The organism is Nocardia sp. NPDC003963, assembly GCF_053605105.1.
The window spans coordinates 61568-79215 of sequence record NZ_JBSGIP010000027.1; the positions used below are offsets into that span (position 1 = coordinate 61568).

The window sequence follows — 17648 nt, forward strand, 5'->3', positions numbered from 1 at the left end:
CCCTCCGGGGAGGGCATGTCACCGTGGAGGTGCCCGGAGCCGAGGGGGTGCGGAGCGACGACCGAGGAACCGAGGGTATGCCCGCGGACTGCCTCGGTTTCGGACTGATTCGAGGGTCCTTCGCCACGCACAGAATCCAGCGACGAGCTGAGGCTGTGCGCTCGGGCTTTGGCCGTGTTCAGGCGGAGATGCGCGGATACATAACCGGCCCGCCGGCTGCGGTACTCGTCCGGTGCCGCCGCAGTGAATGCCGGGGAGGAGCCAGCCAGCGCGGAAAGCAGCCGCCGACCATAACCGGGGCGGGCCACAGCAAGGGTTGGGCCGGGCGTGAATGCCGGGGAGGAGCCGGCCAGTGCAGAGAGCAGTCGACGGCCGCGGTTACGGTGCATCAATCTCACCAACCTGTGTGTCGCTCTCGCCAGGTATCAACGACTCTACGTACTTGCTGACTTTCTTCACCACCACAGGCGTGGCCGTGCCGATCCCGAACGCGACCAGAATGTTCGGAGCGATCAGTCCGCTGCCGAGGACCGCGGTAGCGGTAGCAGCGCCGATACCGAGATGGATGAGGACCGATACCGCGTACACGCCGCCCCCGGGGCCTTGAGGCTCAGGCCAGGGCCACCCCTTCGCTCTCCTGCTCGCTTCCAGGAACACCAGCCCACAGTTGACTGCCGCCCCGACACAGCCCCACAGGGCGTCCAGCCACATAGGGGAACGATAGGCCGAATCAACGAAAAGAAGTACAGATTGGCTATAGGTCGTGGCTCACTCCGCTAAGAGGGCGTCTTACGTGGGTAGTTTCTTGTAGCAGGTGAGAGCTGCGGCGAGTTGGAGAAATGCTGCGAAGAGACGGCCGTGGCGTTCGTAGCGGATCGTCAAACGCCGATATCCGGTCAACCACGCGATCGTCCGCTCGATCTTCCACCGATGACGACCCAACCTCGTGGGATCCTCGACCCCACGACGAGCGATCCGAGGCACGATCCCGCGCGCCCGCAGCCACCGGCGGTGGACTTCGAAGTCGTAACCCTTGTCCGCCCGCAGCTTGGCGGGTCTGCCACGGCGCGGGCCTCGCCTCGAGCGGACCCGCGGGATCGACTCGACCATCGCCGCCAGCATCACCGAGTCGTGGGTGTTCCCGGCAGACACGCCGGTGACCAGCGGTATCCCGTTCGCATCGGAGATGACGTGGATTTTCGAACCCTTCTTGCCGCGGTCGACCGTGCTGCGTCCGGTCAGTGAGCCCCCCTTTTCGCTCGCACGCTCGCAGCGTCCAGGATCGCCGCGCTCCAGTCGATCTCGCCGGCGGCGCCGAGCCGGTCGAGGATCTCCCGATGCAGTGTGTCGAATACCCCCGCATCGGCCCACACCATGAACCGGCGATGCGCGGTCGGCACGCTCACTTCGAACGACGGCGGCAGATGCCGCCACGCGCAACCGCTGGTCAACACGAACACCACCGCGGTGAACACTGCACGTTCATCGACCGGCGCGGTCCCGCCGCCCTGCGGTCTGGGAATGAACTCGGGAAGCAGCGGTTTCACTATGTCCCACAACGCATCCGGAACCAACCGTTGAGCAAGTCTATCGACCACGGGTCACATCATGCCGGACAACGAATTACATCCACGTAAGACGCCCTCTAATGCTGCGTCCTGCACAGCTTTCGCTTTCAGCGCTTCCAATTCCTCATGGGTGAGGGCTGCCGATGAGCCGTGCCTGCCAGGGCTGGCGGAGGCTGTCGATCCAGGCACGAGCGGAGGTCTCGCGCAGCATGATCTCCAGATACCAGTCGGTGTCGATCCCCTTCATGTCGGAGGTCTGCATTCGCGAATCTTGTCCGCCCGGATGGTGAACGCCCACTCGACCTGTTTGGGCGACCCGGTGAGCTCCGGCTCCCCGGCGGCGCGGGCCGCATTCGCGTTGGCGGTGTTGCGGTGATCGCAGCACCGGCGGCGCGGCATCCTTATCGCAGGCTGGTCGCTTTCAGCGAGGACGCCGACGAATTCTGGGCAGGGTTGGGTTGGGCCCGTCATGAACGACCGAGCGGATGGAATTACCGGTGCCTGGGTTTTCAGTCGTCGCAGACGACCAGCCCGGAACCAGTGCCGTCATCGGTAGCGGCGGTTTTCCCGGCGCACGTCGATCCGCTCCTTCTCGGTGTTTTGAAGCCACTTCTCAGTGGTGATGCCCTCCCTCTTCGCGCGGGCCGCTACCGCTTTGGCCGCTGTTCGGCAATCGCGACACCATGGCTGCGATACGGCAAGAGAAGCGGGGACTCCATCTCCGTGTGTGTACTGTATCCACTCGTAGCCGTGCTGGTCGGACACGTAACGGGGCGAAACTCGCCTGCATGCGGCCAGACTTGCCCAGTGCTTGACGGTGGACCCCGGAACCAACGCTGTGTCAGGTAGCTGTACACAGTAGACCTTGGCTTCGCCGAAGACATCCGGCATCGCGTAGTGGTCCGCTACTCCGCCACCACACCGTGCGCAATGGCTTCTGTTCGCGAATCGTTCCTGTATCGCCGCCGAGACTTCTGAGACCAACACGGGCACGCTCGCGACGATGTCATCGCGAAGCGGCTGCGATAGAGGCGCTGCCGCGAAACCCCGCAAGTAGCCGATTTGGCTATCCAGCCAAGGCAGCCAATCTTGGTGGGGCGGTGACCACTTCAAACGGCCCCACTCGTCGGGTTCGACCACGACTGCCCACAGCTTATCGAGGATTGCCGGAATATCTCCGTTCCTGGGTCGCGGGTTCACTTCGCCGTCGTCGTTGGGGTCTGACACTTGGCCACGTGCTTTCGTTGTCCATCAGCTGATTTTGTGGTCAGCGCTTCTTTCGATTCGCTGGGATCCTCTCCGCGTACTTCGCCTTCGCTTTGCCGACCTGCCGCGACAAGTTGCCCCGGTCAGTATGCAGGGCGCGGGCCAGCCCGGCGACAGTGGAAAGCGGCTTGCCCGTGGCATCCGGCATCGTCGAAGACCAAAGGGCACTCTCGAGCGCGAACTTGGCCTGACTGGTCATTGCCTCCCCCGCCTCTCTGTACAGCCACGCTTGTGCGACCTTGGGAAGCCCGCCCGCCAAGTCCATCACGGTCTCGGCGTACTTCGCAAGCGCGTCCATTGCGCCCAAATCGGTCAGATGACAATCGATCCGACCGTCGCCGCGGGTGCGGAAGATGGCGAAATAGCCTTCACCACCACGGCTTAGGAACACACACTCGTCTTCCCAGCCGCAATCCTGGGTGTAGACATCGCGTTCGAGCACCGAGGCCAAAGCGATACGACGGGCGTCGAATACGGCATCGGCGTCACTGGCATATCCCTCATAGGCGGCCAGTACGCGAGCGTTGTCACCTCGGCCAACGATCGTTTCGATGGGCCCGCTGAGCGCGATGCCGTCATTGTCGTAGATCTTCTTGATTTCTTCGGCCTTCGCCAGTTGCTCGGGGGTATGGATGTAGTGCAGATGCACTACGACCGGGTCGCTGTCGGATTTCTTGGCGAGCGCCCAGGCGCCGAAGCCATGGCATTCCGCCCCTACGTCGCCTTCGTAGCCCTCCCGCTTACGGTCTTCGTAGTCGGTCAATCCCATGTAACCCTCTCCTGGAACGAGTTGGGCTAGCCGTTCGGCATCGGTGATGGGCGTTCCGCGAGGGATCAGCAATGGCTGCAGGTTGTCGTAGTAACCCATTCGAAGAATGCTACACACCTACACACCTACACACCTACAAGAGCTGGCCGCCCGACCGCTTCGCCATCCCCACGCCATAACGACCGCTTCGCCATCCCCACGCCATAAGCAGTGTTCCGGCCAGCCAGGCACGCTCACAAAGCAAGGTGCATCAGCGTGAAGCAGCCGAACGCCGGTAGTTTTAGACGGCCTGGCCAGATGATGCGCAGCGATCCAGCCTGCCCTTACCCGGTCTGTCCTGACGCACGGGTCTCGTGGAACGTTAGGCCAACAGAAATAACAGGTCTGGGCCGGCCTTGGAACGCCCTAGCCTGTTTCATTGGACCCAACCTCACGTTTGGCGCTGGTGTTATCCGGTTGCAAACGGATCGCCGGATGGGCTGCTGTTATTCGACGTGGTCGTACGGCCGGGATGTGTGGGCCAGGGTCTGGAGTGCTCCTTTGTGCCAGGCGTGGACCGCCAGCCATGGTATGGCGAAGTTGGCCTTATTCGTTTCGTACTCCTTCGCCGTGCGGATGAGGTATTTCAGCATCGGGTTGTCCGCGCCCGGGAAGAGGAAGGTGTCGTCCGGTTCGGTGACGTTGAAGGCTCTGTGGTCGGGGTACCCGATGGCGATGATGCGGGTGGCGGGCGCGTCCACGAATGTTCGGTCACGAGGGGTGGATCCGGTGTTCGCGTCATTCCAGGGCGCGGCAACCATCCATCGACTGACCCACCGCCTCAAGAGGCAGGATCTTTCCCAGGTAGCGTCAGCTCGCGGAAGCAAAGTCAATAGAGGGCCGAAGCGGGATTCGGATCGCTTCGGTACCGGTCGAAGCGAACATGCCACGAACTGGGCGTGTAATCTCCGATTCCCAAGGTCACGTTCTCGTTGACGCTCGGATCGCCGAGCCCGTCCAGTTCGGGGCGCCAGAGGAGCGCAATGTCCTCATCTCCGGCAAGCGCCGCCGGTACCTCATCCCAATCGAAGTCGGGCCCACTCTCGGGCGAATCGGCATCGGCATCCCACTCTGCACCCTCGGCAAGATCCCGGAACTGTCGTCGCAAGACCCCACGTTCGTTTATCACGTCATGTCCAGCATCAATCCAGCCACCCGTGCAGCACAGATAGATGAGCGCTTCTTCGGCGGGAGTATGAGGATTCCATGACTCGCCGGTGCGCAGCGCACTGATGAGCCGCTGTCCGGATCGAAGCACCTCCACCCACCAGGCGCGCGGCTGAGAGCGCACCGACCACGGAAAGTCCTCGATCAGCTCTGGAACATCCGGCTCTGCTTCGTTCTCGTCCCACACCGACAGTTCCAACTCGAGCAGTGTGGTCAGGCAGACCATCGACTGCCACAGCACGAACCGCGTCCTTGAAGTCATCGGCCACGGGTTCCACTCGCCGACAACGAAACTGTCGTACTCCTGAGGGGTGTCCGGCTCTGGATCGTCCGGCACAGGCTCATCGAAGAACTCTACGACCCAGGTCGCCTCGCCGGTGTCTACTTCCCCGTCCTCGTCACATTCGACACGCCAAAACCAATGTGCCCGAGCACGGTGGCTCTGCCACCGTGCATCGGTCAGGACTTCGTCGAGTTCGTTCGGACCGATCAACCGGCGTTCGGCTGGCTCCTGACCCCCGGCGGGCCAGACCGAGCTGCCCGCCCCCACCGGCAGCTCGATCTCGCCACTCAGAAGGCGCAGGCGATAACCGACATCGAGCCCATCGTCCGGGCGGTAGTTGTCGATGAGAGTCATGAAGCTCAGGTCATACGAAGCAGAAGCCTGCTGCCGCAGATCCTCACTCGTGGTAGAAAAATACCTCGTCGCCACTACCGATAGAGGCCGTCCGTCACTCCCGATGGCGAGTGAGGCAGGTTGGGGCAGCGTCGACAGCGTCTGATTGCAGGCCAAGACCACGGCGCTGGGGAGCCCCGCCGCGAGAGCGTCCCAGGCACCCCGATCCCCGTGCCAGGCTGAATTTTCCAACGCGGTGACCAACCGATCGGCTTCTTCATCACTGCCGATACTCACGGTTGTGATCGGCGTGAGACGTCTGGACTGGGTGCCGAATTCACCGATGAGCAGTTTTGCCTTGCCCGGGTTGGTCTGCACGTAAAACGCTGGCGCCGTGGCCGGGTACTCGAATGTCACGAGGACTCCTGAAGCTTGAAGGCTCGAATGAAGGAAAGACCTCACGCACGTCGCTACCGACGACGCGCCACGGTCAAGAATGGAATCGCGGCTGCTGGCCTCGTTACCGACGAGGCTGCTCGACCAATCGAGATCTTAATCTGTGCACGTCCGGAAGTCACGCCCGAACTGTTCCACAAGTTCCCACCAGCATCGGGTCACCGACCGGCGCGATGACAGAGGCGGATTCGCGGACCGCAAAGTGCGGTGTCGCCTCGGAGCCGGACCGGTCTCGCTGCAGTGGGCAGCCGGAAGACTGAGGTTCCCTTGGTGACACTGATTCGGCAGGACGAGGCTCCTGCTGAAGGGTCTTCCTCATGTCTCCTCGCAAGCGCCGGTCGTACACGACCGAGTGCAAGTTGGGGTGTTCACGGGTGACCCCCGTCGTTTCGTGCTGCGGATCGCCAGGCGTGCTGACCGGGAGCCTGTTTGCGTGCCATGCGACGCCACCCCGGACCGGGCGATAGCGCACGCTGAAATCGGCGTGTGGACACGCATCGCAGTCTCCTCGGTGCGGGCGAATGGTCAGGCAGCTTTGTGCAGCAGGATCCGGTGCGCAATCACCAGCGCACCCGCCGTGCCGACGCCGACCGCCCGTAGCTGCGCTGACTGTGTCGACGGCTCACGAATCAGCCTGAGATGGCCGGCTTTGGCCATATGCATCTCGATGATTCTGGCAAGGGGTGCGGATCGGCTCGCAAAGAGCGGGAGCGCCAGCGATGGCTTGGGTCGAGCTCCTCGACCGTCCGTACCACGTATCTGGGCGGGATGATTCAGGCCCGGGGCTCTGCGTTGCGGTGGTCGCTGTTGTGGATAACCTGTACGTGGTACTGGCCGAGGCCTTCCTCGCAGCCCGAGATGCTATACCGCTCGACGATCACCAGGATTCCGTCGCTCGCATTGGCAAGCGCTGACCTGTCTTTGGCGAGTTCTTGCCGCCCTTCGGCCTTGTCGCTATTGTGGCGGTGCGCGTAATCGGCGGGGCTACTCCCGCTATTGCCTCGCTTCGCGCCAGCGGGTGATTTCCTCGTATCGCTTATCGAGGAGCGTGGCGATTTCTCCGCAACGTTCGAAAGTCTCCTCAACGGCGTCGTCGTCGAAGTCGTACCGCTGGCTGTTCGGCTCGTCGTCCCAGTGGCCGCCTTCGTCGGTCAGTCGGTGGGCGAACGAGTTGCGTCGTTCCGCGAGCCAGCCAGCGTGTTCGACGATCGTGTCCGCTTCCTTCCGGTCGGCCAGGAGGCTGGCCACAGCTTGAGCCTTCGGCCGGAGTCCACGTCGTGAGCCGAGGGGGAGCATGACGGTCAGCAGCGATTCGAGTGCGCTGCAACACGATGCCATGATGGTGCCCGCGCCCACGGGTGCAGCCTCGCCGTCGAGTATGCCCTGGACTTCGTCTAGCACCATGTCCGATTCGCCCTCCCATCCGGGTACCCGATGCGACCCGGTCTCCTCCATCTCCGTAAGTCGCGCGAGTTCCGTCTCGATCGCTGCGCTTGTGGTCCTGTATAGCCAGATCAGTGCACAGAGTCGGTACTGGAAGACCGCAACCTCGACATAACCCGGGCCCAACACCATGTACGGATCGGCCAGTTCGAGGTAGCCCATTGGATCCTCGGGGAGGCCTGGAATCGATGACACTCGATCACAATGGCACGCAACGCCTCAGTTTGCAGGCGGTTTTCGGTCGTTCACGGACGACCTGCGCGAGGCGCTGGGGCGCAGTCACTGACCCTCCGACGCCAGGTGCTGCTCGGCAAACCACTGGCCCAGCCAGTGACACCCTCTTTTTTCGGACCGCGTGCGCCAATTCCTGGGCAATCGGGGCATCCAAACCTTCTGCTGCCGAGGGTTCCTCGGCCGACTTCTCCGACGCGATGCTTCCTTGCGCCGAGACAGGCCACCTCGGCCTCTCCGATCACCGTCCCGCCCTGACAGACTGGTTCGATCAGTAGCTCGACCAAGCCACGGCAAGTTCGGCGAGGGGGGCGGGATCGGTGGGGGCGATGTATCGGTAACTCTGGGGAGGTTGGAACGTGGCGTGTGATCGTAACCAACTGAGCGTCATCGGTTCTGGTAGTGTCCGGGGGTTGACGATCGTAAGGGCGGTGGCGTGCTCGGCGCCGGTGAAGTAGTCGGAGAATTCCGCTCGGGACAGGCCGATGCGCCGTCGGTATCGTCGCCAGATGATCTCCGGGCTGTCGGTATCGCGTTCCGCGAGTGTTGCCACGCCGACCACGGCCATGACGGGCGAGCTGGAGTAGAGGACGAGAAGCGTCCCGGGGAGTGCGGATACGCGGGTGCGTCGTAATTCGACGGTCTTCGTACCGTCGAGGATGGCATGGGCGAATCTGGGACGGAGCGACAGGAGCAGCGGGCGTGGCAAGGGTGTAGGCCCGTCTTCTGGTGCAGGTGTCGCGATCATGGCACGCACTTTATCTGCGGGCATGGTCGAACGCACGTTCGACGCGCAGGTTCGGGTTCTGCTCGGGCTAGGTAGTCCCGGACCGATATAGGGCGGCAAAAAGCTCCGGTTCGATGGGTTGAGGTCCGTAGAACGCTTTTGGACCGCCGTGCTGGTTCCTCAGCTGGTTGTAGGTGCTGTTGGAGATGGGTGCGTCGAACAGTTCGGTGTCGGAGAACCGTACGGCTTGCACTGTGGGTCTGTCCTTGGCGAGCTTCTCAAGCAGCGGCAGGTCGAACACTCCGTAGTGCTGAAAAGTGGCATGCAGGCGTGCGGGGGTGTCGACATCGATTGCGTCGAGTAGCGATGTGCCGATGATCTCTGCTGAGGTGTTGCGTCCTTGGCTGACTCGCCACAGGATTCTGGCGGGTGCGGTCAGCTTGCGATCGGCGGTTCGGTAGTAGACCTGTTCGCGGCCGAGCGATAGCTCTATGGGGCGGGTTGTGAGCTGACTCGGGTAGCCGAGCAGTTCCCCGCTCCACCGGGGTTGAATGGGGATGATGTAGTGCTTCAGGGCGCTATCGGTCAATTTGGCCGGCCACAGCGATCGCTCGATCTCGGCAGCGGTGCGAGGGGGGAGGCCGGGGCGTAGCAATGGTCCCGGCGCTGCGTCGACGAGTTGACGCGCCTCATTGGCGGCCTGGCCGATGTCGTGGCTGTTCCCGCATACCGGAATAACCCAGGCGTACCTGTGATGATCGTGGTGGTGAAACGGTTCGGATGCCATCGCGCGTGTGAGGACGCCGCCTACGTGTCGATCGGACACGTCGATGACATATGCTCCCTGTTCCCGTGCATCACGGCGCAGAAGCCAAAGCAGTTGGCGGGCGATGGTGTCGGACATCTGGTGTCCAGCGGTCCGCAGGAAGGGCACCCGCATGACTCGGCTGTCGAGGTGTGCGGCGTAGCAGGCGATGGCAGGTTCGTCGCTTGTGTGGATCAACCAGCGCGGCACATCTTCGCGCGCGAGCCTGCGCAGCAGGTCACGCAGTTCGCCCCGGGCCTCCCCGGAAGTCCGGCCCAGAAATTCCAGTAGGCGGGTTTCGTCGTCCGCGCTGGCTCGAACGCGGTCGTATGCACTGCCTTGCAGCCGTGCGGGCTGGTAAGCCCACGCTCGTGCCACCTTGTCCAGGTGAGTGACGAGATGGTCGGGGTCCAGGACGTGGAAGGCGGCCAGAGCCGGCACGGTTGGTTGCAGGCTCTTGAACCGTTTGCGCATTCCGTCGTCCCAGGTCAGTAGGACACCGACGCCGGCGGCCACCGCTTCCGCGATTTGCCATAGATCCCCCTCGTCCTGGATGGAAAGCTTCTCGCCGAGGCCGTTCGATGCTCGGACCAGTTGTGTGAATATGGCGTCGGCTTCGCTTGTGGCCGTAGCTCGCCGGGGGTAGTGGCTCGCGGCTCGCTCGATCGGGGCTCGTTGGACCCGTGCATGTTGTGCGAGTTCGCGATCGACAGCGTTGGTGACGACCAAGCGAAGACGACCCACGAGGTGGTCGGCAACCAGCACTTGGGACCTCTGTGCGCTGGGGGTAGCTGTTCGCGTGTGCAGGTCCATGAGGATATTGAGGTCGAGGGCCGCCTCGATCAGATCGGGCTCGTCGTCGAGCATTTCGGGTTCGGTGAGGAAGCTGAACAGATCCTCGTGGCCGTGGTCCAGCCACCATACGGTCATGGGGCTGCGATCTCTCCCGCGGCCGACGGCAGTACCTCGTGGGTGGAAGCCCAATGCCTCCCACATGGGGTTGAGTTCGTAATCGTTGCGACACTTGGCCCGAATGCCCAGGCGGGACGTGTGTCTGGCTGTGATCCCATCCACTAACGCATGGGCAACGCCCGATCCTCGTGCCTCGGCGTCGACACACAGGTGTGAAAGCATGACCTGGTTGTTGCGGGGAAGCCGAAACAAGGCATAGCCGACGAGACGACCCTCGATCTTGGCAGCCAGCAGACCGCCTTGGTAGGTGGCGTCCCTGAACGCGCCTGCTGGCATCATTCCCAGAGTTCGGCTATAGCGCTTACCCAACCTGATGAGCTCGTCGATCACCGGATCGCCCGGCCGGACATCGTCAATTTCGAGCGCGACCATAAATCGATCATCCTACCTGTTGGGGCCGTCGCGCCAGCTGTATTCGACTCTGCGCCAACCCTTTTCTCGTGGAGATGGAGGAAATCCGAGGTTGGTTGGACGACTGCTGTGTTGATCGGAAGCGCTGTGATCCCTGGACTGGGTTCAGCCGATTCTGTCGGGGCCTGGGGCTACAGTTCAGCCTGATCGATATCGCAGGGGTTCATGGAGCAGGGGAGTGCAGGTGGGCAGACGTCGCCACTCGTTCAGTGCCGGTGTGCTGGGGATGGCCGGGATCGCCGTGTTCGTTGTGGGGGTTCCGGCGATGCAGTTCGCTCGCGATAATGCCGTGATCATCGTCGTTGGGATGATCGCCGTGGTGGCCGGTATCGGCGGCGCGTTCTATGCCCGCTACTGGTTGCGGCGCCGCCGGATGGAACGTGCGCAGGATCATCTGCGGGCAGTGCTGCCGTTTCACTCGATGGATGACAAGCAGTTCGAGCATGCGCTTGCCTCGTTGTGTCGGTCGGCGGGGTGCCGGGATGTCGAGGTCAGCGGCGGTGCCGGGGATCGCGGGGCCGATGTCGTCGCGACCACCGCCGATGGGCGGCGGTTGATCGTGCAGGCCAAGCGCTACAGCATCAACCGTGCAGTGGGGGATCGGGAAATGCAGCAGTTCGTCGGTGGCATCAGCACCTGGCACAACTACGACGTCGCAGTGCTGATCACCACATCGCGTTTCACCCAGTCGGCGCGGCAGACTGTCGAGCGTACCGGGATACGGCTGGTGGACAACGCTACGCTGGCGAAATGGAATGCAGGCACAATCCCTGCACCGTGGACGTGATCCGTAACCGGAGGCTGCCCAGATTCGCTGTACGGCGACGAGCGAGTTGGCGAGGCTGGGCCGAGCTGAGGACCGCGATCCCATTTCCGGTTCTGAGGATGTGGGACCTGACCACCGGCACAGAACATTCCGAACTGACCGGCCACACGCCCCCTGTCCGAGCGTCGGAAGCTCCATGAACTGCTTTGGAGCGATGAGCAATACGTCCAACTCGACCGGGGAAGTCCCTGGTGCGCTAATGCGGCATAGCAAATACCACGCTCCGTTCACCCTCAAGCGACGCTGCTACTACACGACACAACTCGTCCGTGGTCGCCCCGCTGGATCCGATCAACGAGGTGCGTACCAGGGATATGAATGCGGCGTTGTCCAAGGCTCGATCTCGCAGTGTTCCGCCATCGATCACCGCACCGCCGCGAGGCCCCCGACCCTGCGTCAGGAGCATGTCCACGAAGGCGGTCGAAGCATATGAACCCTTCATCAGTTGAGTATTCGCGTCCAAGCCCGTATCGTGCCGACAGAACTTAAAATAGGTTAATGCCTGTCCCAGTCGATAGGTCTGATGTCCAGATTCGGAACCGCTCTGATCGTGTTGGCTAGTTTCTACATTTTTCATTCTAGTAAGTTGGTCTCTAAATTGGTTATCGGGGCGAAATATCCAGTTAGAGGCTCTATTTCGACTGCCTTGGGGAGCCATCATCTTGTACTGTACGAGGACGTATGCGTGACAATGCGGGCTATAGTACACAAGGTCCGCGCCAACGGCCCGCTCAATTCCCAGCCGGTTTGCGTTTATTACACTGAGCTTGCGTCCATCTCGATTGCTGAAAACCATCGCCGCAGCATGTTCCGTCTCGCTGCCGACCCAGTCGAGCACATGCCGCGCATCCAGTCCGATTATCGAGTCCTCATGCTGCCAGACACGAGGCACCTTATGAGCGCTGCCGCTAGAACCTTCGGAATCGACCCGCCCCAGAAATGGCATTGGATCTCCATCATCAACCGGAACGTTCTGCAGTTCACCCAAACTGTCGACGACTCCCGATATCCTCATTGCCGATACCGTTGCATCTCGCTCCTGTGCAAGAATATCGGACACACGGCTGGAAACTGGTTCATTCATAGCAGCTGCAATTACTTGCTTGGCGCGGGCACCATCGTCCTGATCGCAGAGAGCGAGCAACGCAGATATGAATCCAGCGCTGTCCCAACTCCTGAGGCGAACCGCACGCTCACCGGACATCAATTTCTGCAGAAGATTTGTATGTTCTACCGTGTTGAAGAGTTGTTTCAGCACGACCGGAGACTGCAGTGCAGCAATAGGATTGACTGTGTACCTCCAATCCATCTGGCTGAGTCTTCTGCTGGACTTTAGCTGTCCGACAGCAATCACTACGAGCTCGGACTGTTCAATGCCCCGGAGCTCCGGGCTTACCAACGAGGTCTGGTACAGACTCGCTCGTTCGGCTACGAAGACCGTCAGTGCTGCCGGTTGTTCGACGACGGCCCGGTCGGTGTCCAGTAGCTCGATTGCGATACGCCGACGGCCTTCTTCGATGAGACTCCATGCCCACTTTCGTGTTTCAGCTATATCGAGTCGGATGATTGCGACCATCCACACAGGCTAAGCGTTGTTCCTGATGCCTGGCGATGGAGCTGGGCAGAAGCGCTTGCTTGCCGAGAAGGGAAATGGATGTAACGCAGGCGGCGCTACTCCGCCCGGAGGTGGCGGCGATGTGAATAGCCCTCCGGTTCGGGTGGCCTGCGGGGTGCAGCCCGGTCACCGTGTGGGACGATCCCGTTATCGTCCGCGCGCCCTGCGCGATGGGTCGGCGCATGCAAGCACTGCAACAGCGGCGGTGCTCGGTTCGACGGAATGCGGGAAGGCCGAGCGAAGAGCAGTCGGTTCTCATTGCTGGCCGGGCCGCGTGCCTGCCACCGAAACGACGACTTTGGGCTGGAGCGGCCCGTCCTCTTGGACCCAGAGTGCCGCTACGGGACCAGCGCCAGAACCAGTCTTAGACCGTTTTCCGCGGCCCGTACCGCTCGGGCAGACCCCGCCACGCCACCTCGATCTTGTCTTTGGAGAGCATCGCGTTGATCACCCGCCGGTCGTGCACACCCAGCCGGCCTTAGCCTCCGGGAACGGCAACAACGGTTCCTTCGTGCTCCACTGGTCCTCGGTCAACTCATGCCTACGCACCACGACGAACCATCAAGCCAAACCGCCACCGCAGCCGCACAGGCTTTGAGGACTTGAGGACACTCTCTGGTGAAATTCAGGGAAGCGGGCAGGCAGTATTGCTTGCTGTGGGCTCGGATCGTGTGTGGTCGGAGAGTCGTCGATTCCGGACACGTTGGTGTGAGCTGGATTAGGGTTTCGATATGCGTTATGCCTTCGTGCCGTTGCATGCTTCGGCGGGGCAGGGCTAAACGGGCTGTGTGGTCGGGCGTGGAGAGGTTGGGGTGGGTGATGTCGCGGGTAGTGTGTGTGCACGGGATCGGACAGCAGGTTGCTGGTAGTGAGGTGATGGCCGAGCAGTGGCTGCACCCTCTCAACAGCGGCTTGGCGCTGGCCGACGGGGAACTGCTGGCCCGCAGTGAGGTTACGGCCGCGTTCTATGGGGACCTGTTCCGGCCACCTGGGCAGATGCTGGCGACCGGGGAGCCGTGGTTTGATGCCGATGATGTCGAGGCCGGCTTCGAGCAGGACCTGTTAGAGGCATGGTGGGTTGCTGTGGCGGCGACCGATCAGACAGTGTCGGTACTTGATGACCGCAGCTTGGGGCGGGTGCCGCAGTCGGTGCAGGTCATTCTCGAGCAGCTGGCGGATTCGCGTTTCTTCGCGGGGATCGCGTTGCGCTCGGTGGTCGGAAACCTCAAGCAGGTCCGCCGCTACCTGACCGAACCACGACTGCGGGAACAGGTTCGCGACCGCGTCCGTGCCCAGATCACGCCGGAGACGCGAGTGGTCGTGGGACATTCGCTGGGTTCGGTTGTCGCCTACGAAACACTGTGCTCGATGCCGGGACATCCGGTGCGGGCGCTGGTGACGTTGGGTTCCCCGTTGGGTATCCCGAACCTGGTTTTTGATCGACTCGATCCTGCCCCGGGAGGAGGAATCGGGGTGTGGCCGGGATCCGACGGGTTGGTGTGGTCCAACATCGCCGATGCCGGGGATGTGGTGGCGCTGGTCAAACGCTTGGCTCCGTTGTTCGGTGACATGGTCACTAAGCGGGTGCGCGACGGGCTGGTACACAACGATGTCCACGCTCACTCAGTGGCTCCGTATCTCACCGACAAGCTCACCGGCCAGGTGATCGCGGAAGGTCTATATGGCGGCTGAAGGTGCCGACGGTCCGCGGCGGTTTTTGATCGCGGTCGCCGTCGCGGAGCACACGATCGCGGGTTCACAGTGGGATCGGCCCGGGTTGTGGGACGCGCGCGAGCAGATGGTGGAGCTGTTCACGACCCGTTTCGGTTACACCCTGGTCGAGTCTGTCGGGATGAATCCCACCGCTATCCAGCTATTGGACGCGCTGGATGAGTTCTGCCGTGACTCCGACCGGCGTCCCGATGACATTCTGGCGGTGTATTTCACCGGGCACGGTGAACGCCTCGACGGACTCGACCGCCACGTGCTCATGACCGCCGAGTCCGACCCCGACCGGTTACACCGCGCCGTCAGCACCAGCGAAATCGCCGACACCCTGCTGTACAAGACCCCGATCTGTCGGCTGCTGCTGATGCTGGACACCTGCTACTCCGGCAAAGGTGGCGCGCAATTTGCTCAAACTGCGCTGGACTCCTACACCAACCGCTGGGCTGCGAAATCCGGGAACGGGATCGTGGTCCTCAGCTCGGCCCAGCCCCGCCAACTCGCCCGAGCCGGGCGGTTCCCGCAGCTGCTCACCGATTCCGCCGGCTCGCTCGCCGCTGCCGGCTACAGCCCTCCGGTTATCGCGATCCAAGCACCCACCACCCAGATCGCGAAAAGTGCTGGCGAGTCCGGGGATCAGATGCTCTCCTTTCATGAGATCGCGCTGACCGATACCGCGCCCCCGTTCCTTCCCAATCCCCGCCACCATCCGCGGATGACCGATGTGGACTTGGCGATACAGCGGGCGCGCGAATGGGAGGAACACGCCGAGCGCCGCGAGGTGGAACTCCGCACCCGGCTGATGGTGCGGGCGATGGGCAACAGCCAGGCTCGAGGCTGGTGGTTCTGCGGACGCCACACCGCCCTGACCGACATCACCGGCTGGCTTACTCGCCCAGATCCCGCGTACCGACTGCTGGCTGTCACCGGGGACCCTGGATCGGGTAAGACCGCGGTACTCGGGTTGATCGCCACCCTGAGCCACCCCGAATACCGGCGCACGGTACCCGTGCAGACTCTCGATCTGCCGGCCGCGGCGATCCCCGCCGTAGGAGCGCTAGACGTAGCGATCTACGCCCAGAACCTCACCCTCGACGAAATTCGCGACGGTATAGCCGCCGCCGCTGAGATATCCGCAGACACAGTCGGTGAACTCGCTGAGGCCTTGCACGAACGCTCCACACCATTGACGGTGCTCATCGACGGTCTCGACGAAGCCACCGACCCCACCGAGGTGACCCGTAACCTGCTGAGCCCGTTACTCGAACACGCCTACCAAGGGATCCGGCTGTTGATCGGCACCCGCTCCTATCTGCTGGGCAATCTCGGACTGGACCGAAACTCGGCGCTGGATCTCGACTCGGCTCGCTACGCCGACCGTGCGGCATTGACCATCTACGCCCTGCGTGGGCTCGTGGAATCCGCCCCCGACAGCATCTACCGCCACCAGCCGCAGCCGACGCTCCGGGCAGTTGCAGACGCGGTCGCCGAGCAAGCCTCCCCGTCGTTCCTGGTCGCCCGAATCGTCTCTGCCACCCTTGCCGCGGAGCCTGGTCTGCCCGATCCCGCAGATCCGGTGTGGCGGGCTGGGCTGCCCTCCCTACCTGGCTCAGCCATGCACCATGACCTGCAGTCACGGTTACGCGACAACGCCGACAAGGCACGAGAGCTGTTGCGGCCATTGGCATTCGCGCAAGGCCAGGGTCTGCCGTGGGAAGACCTGTGGGCACCGATCGCCTCGACGATCGCCGCAGTCACCTACACCGACCACGACCTGATGTGGCTGCGTCGCTCCGCCGGTTCCTACGTCGTGGAAGCCACCGAGAACGGCCGCTCGGCCTACCGCCTCCACCACCAAGCGCTGGCCGAATACCTCGCACACGACCACGACCCGGCCGTCGTACACGCCGCGTTCGTGACGGCACTACACCAGCAGGTCCCCGTCCACACCGACGGATACCGGGACTGGATACGAGCCCACCCCTACACCCTCCACCACCTGGCGACCCACGCCGCCCACGCCGACATGATCGACGACCTGCTCACCGACACCGAATACCTCGTCCACGCCGAACCCGCATCGCTGCTCGCTGCCGTTGTCCATGTGCGCAGCAAGGACGCATTGCTGACCCGCGCGGTGTACCGATGCTCAGCCGCCTACCACCGGTCCCTTCCGCCCGCACGTCGGCGTCAACTTCTGGCCATCGATGCTGCCCGTTTCGGTGCCATCGACCTGCAACACAAACTCAACCGGCTATTGCACTGGCAGGTCAGATGGGCCACCGGCGCCCATACACATACCGCACACCGTGCCACCTTCATCGGCCACACCAAAGGGGTTGCGGCCCTGGCGTGCACCTTCCTCGACAACCGGCCCGTTGCGGTCACCGCCAGCCGGGACGACACAACAGTCCGGGTGTGGGACCTGACCACCGGCACAGAACATTCCGAACTGACCGGCCACACGACCCCGGTCCGGGCGGTGGCCTGCACTTATCTCCACGACCGGCCCATCGCAGTCACTGGCGGTAGCGACGGCACGGTGCGGGTCTGGGACCTGGCCAGCGGCGTTGAACAGTTCGCACTCGCCGGACACAACGACGCGGTCCGGGCGGCTGCTTGCACTCTTCTCCATGGCCGTCCTGTCGCGGTCACCGGTGGCGGTGACGGCTCGGTACGGGTGTGGGACCTGAGTACAGGGACCGAACTCGCCATCCTTGCTGGCCACACTTCCGGCGTTGAGGCGGTGGCCTGCATGTACCTCGACGACCAGGCGGTTGCTGTCACCGGAAGCCACCGAGGCACCGTACGGGTGTGGGACCTGAGTACAGGGACCGAACTCGCCATGCTCGCTGGCCACACTTCCGGCGTTGAGGCGGTGACCTGCACGTACCTCGACAACCGGCCGGTGGCGATCTGAGGTTCCGACTTATATCTCCGGTAGCGGTTTCGTGGTCGGGGTAGCTCCCCGTAGCGTGCCGCAGCGGGCCGGGTGGTTTGACTCCTGAGGTT

14 protein-coding genes are annotated in these 17648 nt (G+C 62.9%); 3 read left to right on the plus strand and 11 right to left on the minus strand.

The annotated features are described in order from the left end of the window. Positions 1–378 precede the first annotated feature (378 nt). The 10 genes from ACWEWT_RS28175 to ACWEWT_RS28220 form a co-directional block, all read right to left on the minus strand. The gene (locus tag ACWEWT_RS28175) at positions 379–711 is read right to left on the minus strand and encodes a hypothetical protein (protein ID WP_357418848.1); all 333 of its coding nucleotides are present in this window, start codon (positions 709–711) and stop codon (positions 379–381) included. Positions 712–789: 78 nt separating this feature from the next. Next, positions 790–1598 (minus strand): IS5 family transposase gene (locus tag ACWEWT_RS28180; RefSeq protein WP_452563405.1). Its coding sequence is split into 2 segments (ribosomal slippage): positions 790–1248 and positions 1251–1598, totalling 807 coding nucleotides; the frame shifts between segments, so codons are not numbered across the junction. A 94-nt stretch (positions 1599–1692) separates the two neighbouring features. Next, a complete protein-coding gene (locus tag ACWEWT_RS28185) occupies positions 1693–1830 on the minus strand; it encodes a hypothetical protein (protein ID WP_452563406.1) in 138 nt (45 codons plus the stop codon). Positions 1831–2835: 1005 nt separating this feature from the next. Next, a complete protein-coding gene (locus ACWEWT_RS28190; RefSeq protein WP_452563408.1) occupies positions 2836–3702 on the minus strand; it encodes a hypothetical protein in 867 nt (288 codons plus the stop codon). Between the two features lie 386 nt (positions 3703–4088). Beyond that, positions 4089–4403: a hypothetical protein gene (locus ACWEWT_RS28195; RefSeq protein WP_452563409.1), complete on the minus strand. Its 315-nt coding sequence runs from the start codon at positions 4401–4403 to the stop codon at positions 4089–4091. A 68-nt stretch (positions 4404–4471) separates the two neighbouring features. Next, positions 4472–5842: a hypothetical protein gene (locus tag ACWEWT_RS28200; RefSeq protein WP_452563411.1), complete on the minus strand. Its 1371-nt coding sequence runs from the start codon at positions 5840–5842 to the stop codon at positions 4472–4474. Between the two features lie 564 nt (positions 5843–6406). Then, positions 6407–6544 carry a hypothetical protein gene (locus ACWEWT_RS28205; protein WP_449870800.1) on the minus strand — a complete coding sequence of 46 codons (138 nt, stop codon included), beginning with the start codon at positions 6542–6544 and terminating at the stop codon, positions 6407–6409. Positions 6545–6874: 330 nt separating this feature from the next. Further along, positions 6875–7486, minus strand: a complete 612-nt coding sequence (locus ACWEWT_RS28210) for a hypothetical protein (protein WP_452563413.1) — start codon at positions 7484–7486, stop codon at positions 6875–6877. A 340-nt stretch (positions 7487–7826) separates the two neighbouring features. Beyond that, positions 7827–8303, minus strand: a complete 477-nt coding sequence (locus tag ACWEWT_RS28215) for a hypothetical protein (RefSeq protein WP_452563414.1) — start codon at positions 8301–8303, stop codon at positions 7827–7829. 67 nt (positions 8304–8370) lie between these two features. Continuing rightward, on the minus strand, positions 8371–10431 hold the full coding sequence (locus ACWEWT_RS28220) for a GNAT family N-acetyltransferase (RefSeq protein WP_452563416.1): 2061 nt from the start codon (positions 10429–10431) through the stop codon (positions 8371–8373). Positions 10432–10696: 265 nt separating this feature from the next. Between ACWEWT_RS28220 and ACWEWT_RS28225 the strand changes: the two genes are divergently transcribed. After that, entirely contained in the window at positions 10697–11257 is a 561-nt protein-coding gene (locus tag ACWEWT_RS28225; RefSeq protein ID WP_452563425.1) for a restriction endonuclease, read from the plus strand. 235 nt (positions 11258–11492) lie between these two features. Here ACWEWT_RS28225 and ACWEWT_RS28230 read toward each other — a convergent pair whose 3' ends face one another. After that, entirely contained in the window at positions 11493–12872 is a 1380-nt protein-coding gene (locus ACWEWT_RS28230; RefSeq protein WP_452563417.1) for a hypothetical protein, read from the minus strand. A 915-nt stretch (positions 12873–13787) separates the two neighbouring features. Here ACWEWT_RS28230 and ACWEWT_RS28235 point away from each other — a divergent pair. Together ACWEWT_RS28235 and ACWEWT_RS28240 are read left to right on the plus strand one after the other, a co-directional pair. After that, on the plus strand, positions 13788–14603 hold the full coding sequence (locus ACWEWT_RS28235; protein ID WP_452563419.1) for a hypothetical protein: 816 nt from the start codon (positions 13788–13790) through the stop codon (positions 14601–14603). Then, positions 14593–17556, plus strand: a complete 2964-nt coding sequence (locus tag ACWEWT_RS28240; protein WP_452563421.1) for a caspase family protein — start codon at positions 14593–14595, stop codon at positions 17554–17556. The genes ACWEWT_RS28235 and ACWEWT_RS28240 overlap by 11 nt, the downstream gene beginning before the upstream one ends. The last annotated feature ends 92 nt before the right edge of the window (positions 17557–17648 follow it).

Excerpts from the sequence above, each read along its gene's own strand:
- ACWEWT_RS28175 (WP_357418848.1), bottom strand. The coding sequence starts at position 711 with ATGTGGCTGGACGCCCTGTGGGGCTGTGTCGGGGCGGCAGTCAACTGT.
- ACWEWT_RS28185 (WP_452563406.1), bottom strand. The coding sequence starts at position 1,830 with ATGCAGACCTCCGACATGAAGGGGATCGACACCGACTGGTATCTGGAG.
- ACWEWT_RS28190 (WP_452563408.1), bottom strand. The coding sequence starts at position 3,702 with ATGGGTTACTACGACAACCTGCAGCCATTGCTGATCCCTCGCGGAACG.
- ACWEWT_RS28195 (WP_452563409.1), bottom strand. The coding sequence starts at position 4,403 with ATGGTTGCCGCGCCCTGGAATGACGCGAACACCGGATCCACCCCTCGT.
- ACWEWT_RS28205 (WP_449870800.1), bottom strand. The coding sequence starts at position 6,544 with ATGCATATGGCCAAAGCCGGCCATCTCAGGCTGATTCGTGAGCCGTCG.
- ACWEWT_RS28210 (WP_452563413.1), bottom strand. The coding sequence starts at position 7,486 with ATGGGCTACCTCGAACTGGCCGATCCGTACATGGTGTTGGGCCCGGGT.
- ACWEWT_RS28215 (WP_452563414.1), bottom strand. The coding sequence starts at position 8,303 with ATGATCGCGACACCTGCACCAGAAGACGGGCCTACACCCTTGCCACGC.
- ACWEWT_RS28220 (WP_452563416.1), bottom strand. The coding sequence starts at position 10,431 with ATGGTCGCGCTCGAAATTGACGATGTCCGGCCGGGCGATCCGGTGATC.
- ACWEWT_RS28225 (WP_452563425.1), top strand. The coding sequence starts at position 10,697 with ATGGCCGGGATCGCCGTGTTCGTTGTGGGGGTTCCGGCGATGCAGTTC.
- ACWEWT_RS28230 (WP_452563417.1), bottom strand. The coding sequence starts at position 12,872 with ATGGTCGCAATCATCCGACTCGATATAGCTGAAACACGAAAGTGGGCA.
- ACWEWT_RS28235 (WP_452563419.1), top strand. The coding sequence starts at position 13,788 with ATGGCCGAGCAGTGGCTGCACCCTCTCAACAGCGGCTTGGCGCTGGCC.
- ACWEWT_RS28240 (WP_452563421.1), top strand. The coding sequence starts at position 14,593 with ATGGCGGCTGAAGGTGCCGACGGTCCGCGGCGGTTTTTGATCGCGGTC.